This is a genomic window from Aquiflexum sp., assembly GCF_977115555.1.
The window spans coordinates 1-3,173 of record NZ_CDSBKL010000444.1 but is presented as its reverse complement, the minus strand read 5'-3'; the positions used below and the strand labels follow the sequence as shown (position 1 = coordinate 3,173).

The window sequence follows — 3,173 nt, the reverse complement described above, 5'->3', positions numbered from 1 at the left end:
GAAAGGGTAAGGGTTCCCATCCAGGGAAAATATGCCAAAGTCGTAGAACCGGGCGCATTTGGATCATTTGTAGGAAAGTTGGAATTGACCATAGAAAACGGAAAAGTAATAGCAGATGAATATGAATTGCTTGAAGTGGATCCTCAAAAAATGAAAAGTCCATCTAAGATGGCAAAGCTAGTGGCTGAGGTAGAGGCACCATTTAAACAAGAAATTGATAAAATAGTAGGATATAGCACCATACCGCTCTACAGATATTTTGTAATTGAAAACCCCATTGACAAAATGGTACTCGATGCCTTGGATTATCAATTGCCTGATATTGACATCAAACTTTCCAATGGATTCAGATTTTGTCCACCTCGGACAACGAGAGACCATACCGGAAATATACCGATCACAAGAGGTTTTATTTCTGATATGCTGCCGGTGGACAGCAGGGTCAGAACCGGACAGGTCACAGGTCAACAACTGTACACTTGGATGGAAAGGGAGCTGAACAACGTTTTTGCTGAAGATGCGTCGAAAAGATTCGGAGGTTGGGTCACCAAGTTCAAAGGAATGGAACTGACCTTCAATGCCTTTGGAGAAGAAGGAAAACGAATCCAATCATTTACTGTAAAAGGACAACCGCTCGACTTGAACAAAACTTATTCCATCAGCGCCTGCGAAAGAGATGGCGATCCTCAGGATATGGTTTGTCGGATCAAAAACGTAAAAAATACCAAGGATCTGGATATTACCCTTCATCAGGTGATGCTCAATTACCTTTCGGCTCATTCACCCGTTACCCCAACTCCGGTCGGAGCGGCAAAAGCCTTGGATGCCCCTGCAACATTGTTGACACAGGTACATGGCGTGGATTATGAGTTTAGATAGCAATTAAAAAAGTCCATTGACCATAGTCGATAGTCTAAGGTAAATGACAACAAAAAAAGCCAACGGTGCGAACCGTTGCCTTTTTAGATTATTTGATAGAACATGATTCAAAAATATTTCAATCTATTTCTACCATATTTCTATGTATTTCAATTTTTAAAACCTTTAACCAAATAACCAAATAACCATTAACCAATTCAATACCTTCTCCTCTGCCCCTGCTTCGGCTTCTTTCTTGCCAATTCTCCGGCTTTTTCTGAAAGGATTCCTTTGAAAGGATAAGGATGGTCTTCGACAACAGGGATTTTTTTACCGATCAGTTTTTCGATGTCCTTGAGTTCTTTGACGGTTTCTTCATCACAAAATGAAATCGCGATTCCCGAGTTTCCCGCCCTGCCTGTCCGACCGATCCTGTGAACATAAGTTTCAGGAATGTTGGGCAAATCGTAATTGAAAACATTGGCCAATTCGTCGATATCGATTCCTCTTGCAGCAATATCAGTAGCGATCAAAACCTGAATCTTGCCGTTTTTGAAGTCACTCAAGGCATTCTGTCGTGCATTTTGGCTTTTGTTTCCATGGATGGCAGCAGTTTTTACATGCTCTTTTTGAAGTTGCTTTACTACCTTGTCTGCGCCGTGTTTGGTTTTGGTAAATACCAATGCAGATCCGATTTTCTTCTTTTGTAACAGGTGAAGCAAAAGCTCTGGCTTGTTGCTTTTGTTGACATAGTAAAGGTGTTGGTCAATCTTGTCAACAGTAGAAGAAGGTGGAGTCACTTCCACAAATGCCGGCTTGGTCAACAATGAATCTGCCAATTTTTGGATTTCAGGTGGCATGGTTGCCGAGAAAAACAAAGTCTGTCTTTTGGCCGGAATGATGGCGATCAGTTTTTTGACATCATGGATAAATCCCATGTCAAGCATCCTATCGGCCTCATCAAGGACAAAAATTTCCAACATACGGAGGTCGATAAATTTTTGGTTGATCAGATCGAGCAACCTTCCGGGTGTTGCCACAAGTACATCCACGCCTCTTTTGAGAGCATTGACCTGATGAAGTTGAGAAACACCGCCAAAGATGACGGTATGTTTGATGTTGGTGAATTTGCCGTAAGCTGCAAAACTCTCATCGATTTGGATCGCGAGTTCACGTGTAGGAGTCAGGATCAAAGTCTTGATTCCGAACCTGACTTGCTTTTTCTCAGCAAGGTGTTGGATAATGGGAATGGCAAAAGCAGCTGTCTTGCCTGTTCCAGTTTGGGCACATCCGAGCAGATCTCTTCCTTGGAGAACCAATGGAATCGCTTGTTGCTGAATGGGAGTGGGGGTGGAGTATCCTTCATTGGCGAGCGCCTTGAGGATAGGATCAATAATTCCTAAATTTTTGAATGCCATGTTGGCTGAATGTAATTGGGCCGATGGAGATGTTGTATGGTCTGTATCAGCGGGGAGATTTATTAAAAGCGGCTTACAACTTGCCGTGCTTTATTACAAAGTGCTGCAAAGGTAGGCTTTTTTTGGACGGAAATCACTATGGTCTTTACTTCACGCAAAGGCGCGAAGATGCAATCTAAGTCAGACGGCTTCCGGCCTCAGACTATTTGAGCTGTCCTGCTTTCTAGTTATCCTGTTTCTCCAGAAGCTGCATTTACTTGTTTCCCGCTAAGACGCGAAGTCGCAAAGCAAACCAATTCAGAAGGCTTCCAGCGGTCAGACTTTTTAAGTTAAACAGCTTCATGCAAAACGGAGAAAGCTTAAAGAAAATATTGAATTTCCTGCTTAAATAAATTGGAGGTGAACCAAAGTAGATAGAATATCTATCCACATGTGTTTCTTTTTTTTCAAAAAAAAAACTCAATCCACCTGCAAAATATACCCTCTTCCCCGGATGTTTTTGAGTTGGATATTCGGATCGAGGAGCAGTTTCTTTCTGAGTTTGGAGACAAACATGTCCAGACTTCTGCCGACAAATACGCCTTCATCTTCCCATATTTCCTTTAGCAAACGGTCTCTTTCGAGTACTTCATTTTGGTGGGAGGCAAAAAGTCTCAATAGCTTGTTTTCTTTTTGGGAGAGTTCTATTTCCTCTTTTCCGATTTTCAGCAGGTAACTTTCATAATGGAATTCAAATTTCCCGATCATCAAGCATTGACTGACCTCCAGGATTCTTTTGTTTTCGGGTTTTGGGGGATTTTTTTTGAACAAAAACAAAAAGCCGAAGGCCAAAATCCCGATAATAATGGGAACAGAAAAGTTTGATGCTTTCAGTTGGGTGGACTCAAAATTGATTTT

The 3,173-nt window shown here is 41.8% G+C and carries 3 protein-coding genes; 1 reads left to right on the top strand and 2 read right to left on the bottom strand.

Features of this window, described 5'->3' with window-relative positions:
- Positions 1-879, top strand: an 879-nt coding sequence (locus ACZFYI_RS18025) for a 5'-nucleotidase C-terminal domain-containing protein (protein ID WP_462525513.1), incomplete at its 5' end; no start/stop codon positions are given.
- Positions 880-1,076: 197 nt separating this feature from the next.
- Here ACZFYI_RS18025 and ACZFYI_RS18020 read toward each other — a convergent pair.
- The gene (locus ACZFYI_RS18020) at positions 1,077-2,276 is read right to left on the bottom strand and encodes a DEAD/DEAH box helicase (protein WP_462525512.1); all 1,200 of its coding nucleotides are present in this window, start codon (positions 2,274-2,276) and stop codon (positions 1,077-1,079) included.
- 459 nt (positions 2,277-2,735) lie between these two features.
- The coding region (locus ACZFYI_RS18015; RefSeq protein ID WP_462525511.1) for a winged helix-turn-helix domain-containing protein at positions 2,736-3,173 on the bottom strand (438 nt) is incomplete at its 5' end.

Coding starts and splice junctions, on each gene's coding strand:
- ACZFYI_RS18020 (WP_462525512.1), bottom strand. CDS start 2,276: ATGGCATTCAAAAATTTAGGAATTATTGATCCTATCCTCAAGGCGCTC.